This is a genomic window from Idiomarina sp. UBA4206, assembly GCF_002383015.1.
GTDB classification, from domain to species: Bacteria; Pseudomonadota; Gammaproteobacteria; order Enterobacterales; family Alteromonadaceae; genus Idiomarina; species Idiomarina abyssalis.
On record NZ_DFTS01000058.1, the window covers coordinates 53828 to 58477 of the forward strand.

Sequence of the window (4650 nt, forward strand, 5' to 3'; positions counted from 1 at the left end):
GGTCACAAACCTCTGATGAACTATTAACGTCAATGGCTGAAGAAGCGCCGGAAACAGAAGAAGAGGACGACGAAGAAATGGAATCTAACGCCGTCCTTCGTTAAGAGACTAATCTGTCAGCAGGTCATTCACCCAGGTGGTGGCCTGCGTCAGAATGTCATCTAAGTGTTGTTCGCTGACAAAACTTTCAGCATAAATTTTATAAACCGGTTCAGTACCTGAAGGCCTTGCCGCAAACCAACCATTGTCAGTGGTTACTTTAATACCACCAAACTGTGCCCCGTTACCCGACGCTTTCGTAGAAATATCAGACACACTGTCACCAGCCAATTCTGGCAGTTTCATTTTGTATGCGCGAATGCCTTTAAAGCGAGCGTTTTTGTCGGCACTGGAAACGGTATCAACACGACGATAGTAAGACGTACCATGCTGCTGACATAATTCATCGTAATACTGCCCCGGATTTTTACCGGTTTTTGCCAATATCTCAGCCGCTAATAAGGCCATGACAATGCCGTCTTTATCGGTGGTCCAGGTACAGCCTTTACGATCAAGCAAGGTTGCACCGGCACTCTCTTCTCCGGCAAACGCAATACTTTGCTCAGCTAACCCTTGCGCAAACCATTTAAAACCCACAGGCACTTCCATCAATGGACGTTCGTTTGCGCTCACCACACGATCAATCATAGCGCTGGATACGAGTGTTTTGCCGATGGCAAGCCCTTTGTCCCAACCACGGTTTTTGCACAAATAATCTATCGCAACCGACAGGTAATGGTTCGGGTTCAGCAAGCCGTGTGTAGGAGTTACTATACCGTGACGGTCGTAGTCCGGATCATTACCAAAAGCTAAGTCGTATTTTTCTTTTAGCCCCAGTAAACTGGCCATGGCAAACGGCGAGGAGCAATCCATGCGAATTTTGCCGTCTTTGTCCAGGGGCATAAATGCGAATGTTGGGTCAACAACGGCATTACGAACCTCAATCGATAAGTTGTAATGCTCAGCAATTTGCTGCCAGTATTTAGCGCCTGATCCACCCATGGCATCGACCGCCAGCGTCAGTTTTGCATCCTGAATAGCTGACATATCAATACAGTTTTCAAGTTGACCGATATAATCCGAACGCCAGTCAACAAAAGTCAGTTTCGGATGCTGTAATACGTCTTCACTCTCGCAGGTATTCACCCCGACCAAACCTGATGACAACAACGCATTAGCGTATTTCTCAATAATTCGCGTGACATCAGAATCTGCTGGTCCGCCGTGCGGCGGGTTATATTTAAGCCCACCATCTTCCGGTGGGTTGTGCGATGGTGTGATCACGACACCGTCTGCTTTCGCTTTATTCTTGCTGTTCCACTCAATAACAGCACGGCTTAATACCGGCGTTGGTGTGTAATCGTGCTCCGTCTGAACCTGAACCTCAATGCCATTACCAATGAATACATCCAAAGCACTAATGTAGGCAGACTCTGACAAGGCATGAGTATCCTTAGCCACCATAATCGGCCCGGTAATTCCCTGCTCTTCGCGATAAGCGCAAATGGCCTGAGCAATAGCCAGAATATGGGCTTCATTAAACGAGCGCTTCAATGAACTGCCACGATGACCCGATGTACCAAAGCTGACTTTTTCTGCCGCTTTACGTGGATCCGGCTCGTAAACGTAATAAGCACTGATCAATTGCGCAATATTCGTCAAATCGCCAGCTTGTGCCAACTGACCTGCTCGCTCGTGATTCGCCATTATAAAAAGTCCCTAATTTTTTCTGCATCTGCTGAATCATAACCCAGCTTTTCTGCAACCTGAGTCAGCATCGATTTTTTCTTTGTGGTATTGGTGTTGGTAATAACCCAAAACGGAGAGTCCGGTATCTGCTTCGGATTGGTGCTGTTACCCGAGGTCAGCAAAGCTTCTTCTGAGCGGGCAAAATACTGACGGTCACGTCCGCGAATATCCAGCACCTGCGAGAACTCACTGGAATGACAACGGTAAAGCATGCTCAAAATATACAAAAAACGCGCGACCACGCTTTTCTGAATACGAACATCCTGCTCATTTAAACGATTAAAAACCGATTCGGTTTGTTCGCCTTTAGCATCCACAGCAAATTCTGTACTACTCACATCAAGTAATCGGCGCAGAATATCTGAAGCACTCTCGCCTATTTGTCTGGTGTGGCTTGCAATATACGCGTATAAGTCGTCGTCAATGTCAATCCGCTTCATTGTTGACTTTCTACCTCTAAAATTTGAAAGGTTGTGCTTTGTCACTTGCAACGCCCCGACAAAGCCTTGAAAATATGCATCAAAGTTTATCACTAAAGGCCGTTCGATGGCAGACTCTTCATTGTTGAATCACGAAACACTTGGCACCGAAAGCAATCCGGCTGTCATCATTATTCATGGACTGTTTGGCGACAAAGACAATTTAAAAAGTATCGCCCGCGAACTGTCCGAAGATTACTTTTGTATATTACCGGATGCTCGTAACCACGGTGACTCGTTTCACAGTGACACCATGACTTACCCGGCCCTGGCAGATGACATTATTAAACTGGCCGATGCCTTAGATATTGAGCAGTTTGCTGTACTGGGGCACTCCATGGGTGGCAAAATCGCTATGGAAGTCTGCATGGAGGCGCCGGAAAGGGTCAAAGCGGCCATATTCGCAGACATATCCCCCGCCGCTTATGACGGAACTCACGACAGCATCATGGATGCACTGTCAGGGCTGGATTTAAGTCAGGTAAAAAGTCGCAGCGACGCGGACAAGCAGTTAGCCGATAAAATTTCAGAAAAAGGCGTGCGTCAGTTTTTACTAAAAAACCTTAAAAAGACCGATGACGGCTATCAATGGCGCCTTAATCTCGAAGGGTTAAAACAAAATTACGAGCAAATTTCAGCGGCTGTCAGTAAAGGTCAATACGAAGGCCCTGTACTTTTTATCAAAGGCGGTAACTCAAACTACCTGACAGAAAAGCACCAACAAGAGGTTAACTCGCGCTTTAGCAATGCTTCAGTAAAAATAATAGAAGACGCAGGTCACTGGCTGCACGCCGAGAAGCCCCGAATATTCAACCGGCTCGTGCTTGAGTTTCTGGCTTAGTAATCTCGCCAGCGGCGGCGCTTTATGGTAATCTAGGCGCCGTTAAAAAACAGTTCAGGCGTTACACATCAGCGAGGTTAAGCAGTATGTTGGCTGAGTATTACGAACAAATTGAAGTTCTGGCCACCAATTTCACACTGGCCATACTATTCTTACTCATAGGCTTAGCCATTCGTGATGTGTTAAAACGCTCAGCGGTACCCAAATTCGGCCAAATAATTGTGTGGGCAGTACTGTTTCTTGGCTGTTTTGGTTTTATTGCTAAAGGTATTATTCAGGTGCTCTGGGAGTCCGGAGTTTAACCCAATTGATAATTTACGCCGCTGAATGGCAATCCATTCAGTATTGTTTGTTCGTATAACCAGGTGAAAATTGATTTATGGCAACTGTTGGAATTTTCTTTGGAAGCGACACCGGTAACACCGAAGCCGTCGCTCAGATGATTCAGAAAGAACTGGGTAAAAAACTTGTCGACGTTAAAGACGTCGCTAAATCCAGTAAAGAAGATATTGCCAGTTATGACCTACTACTGTTCGGTATTCCGACGTGGTACTACGGCGAAGCTCAGTGCGATTGGGACGATTTTTTCCCCGAACTTGAAGAAATAGACTTCACCGACAAGCTCATTGCTATTTTTGGCTGTGGTGATCAGGAAGACTACGCCGAATACTTCCTGGACGCTATGGGCATGGTACGCGATATTGTCGAAGCACGTGGCGGCATCATTGTTGGGCACTGGCCGACAGAAGGTTATAACTTCGAAGCCTCTAAAGGCATGGCAGATGATGATCACTTTGTCGGCCTGGGTATTGACGAAGACCGTCAACCAGAGCTCACTAAAGAGCGTGTTAGCAAATGGTGCCAGCAGGTTTATGAAGAAATGTGTCTGGCAGAACTGGCAAGTGACAGCTAATACAGGGTATGCTGTTGTACATGTTTAACTGAGATACGAATCATTATGGCGAGTAACGACGAACAGCTAAAAAAAGCAGGACTCAAAGTCACTTCCCCACGGATGAAAATTCTGGAGATTTTAAAACAACCAGAAAACCAACACATCAGTGCTGAAGACGTCTATAAAATTCTGCTGGAACAAAAAGATGAAATTGGCCTGGCTACCGTATATAGGGTACTAAACCAGTTTGATGACGCTGGTATTATTACTCGCCACCACTTTGAAGGTGGTCGTTCGGTATTTGAATTAAGCGCAAAACATCATCATGATCATTTGGTGTGTTTAACCTGTGGGCACGTCTTTGAGTTTGAAGACGACGTTATTGAAGAACGTCAGGACAAAGTTGCCGCAGCCAATAAAATTAAGCTAACAAACCACAGCCTTTATTTGTACGGCGAATGTCAGCGTGGCGAAAGCTGCGAATACAAAGCTGCTGCTGAGGCAGACTAATGGCTCTGCGCTGGCTCATTTACGGGGCATACGGTTACTCGGGCAAACTCATTGCTCATCAGGCAAAAAAGCGCGGTTATCAACCCATTTTAGCCGGCCGTAACGAAGACTCCCTTGAGCCAGTTGCCCGACATCTT

Annotated in this window: 6 protein-coding genes; 4 read left to right on the plus strand and 2 right to left on the minus strand. The window is 46.2% G+C overall.

Features of this window, described 5'->3' with window-relative positions; translation table 11 throughout:
• Positions 1–108 precede the first annotated feature (108 nt).
• Both pgm and B3180_RS11895 read right to left on the minus strand, forming a co-directional pair.
• Positions 109–1746 (minus strand): phosphoglucomutase (alpha-D-glucose-1,6-bisphosphate-dependent), encoded by a 1638-nt coding sequence (gene pgm, locus B3180_RS11890; RefSeq protein ID WP_222236867.1) that lies wholly within the window; start codon positions 1744–1746, stop codon positions 109–111.
• Positions 1746–2228 carry an N-carbamoyl-L-amino acid amidohydrolase gene (locus B3180_RS11895; protein WP_054487438.1) on the minus strand — a complete coding sequence of 161 codons (483 nt, stop codon included), beginning with the start codon at positions 2226–2228 and terminating at the stop codon, positions 1746–1748. The genes pgm and B3180_RS11895 overlap by 1 nt, the downstream gene beginning before the upstream one ends.
• A 106-nt stretch (positions 2229–2334) precedes the next feature.
• On the opposite strand from B3180_RS11895, the gene B3180_RS11900 reads away from it, so the two are divergent.
• From B3180_RS11900 to fur, 4 genes are all read left to right on the plus strand, one after another.
• On the plus strand, positions 2335–3108 hold the full coding sequence (locus tag B3180_RS11900; RefSeq protein WP_278358645.1) for an alpha/beta fold hydrolase: 774 nt from the start codon (positions 2335–2337) through the stop codon (positions 3106–3108).
• Positions 3109–3194: 86 nt separating this feature from the next.
• Complete coding sequence (locus B3180_RS11905) at positions 3195–3410, plus strand: DUF2788 domain-containing protein (protein WP_054487434.1); 216 nt, start codon at positions 3195–3197, stop codon at positions 3408–3410.
• Between the two features lie 77 nt (positions 3411–3487).
• A complete protein-coding gene (gene fldA / locus B3180_RS11910) occupies positions 3488–4021 on the plus strand; it encodes a flavodoxin FldA (RefSeq protein ID WP_199494639.1) in 534 nt (177 codons plus the stop codon).
• A gap of 45 nt (positions 4022–4066) precedes the next feature.
• Complete coding sequence (fur, locus tag B3180_RS11915) at positions 4067–4513, plus strand: ferric iron uptake transcriptional regulator (protein ID WP_054487431.1); 447 nt, start codon at positions 4067–4069, stop codon at positions 4511–4513.
• Positions 4514–4650: the final 137 nt, after the last annotated feature.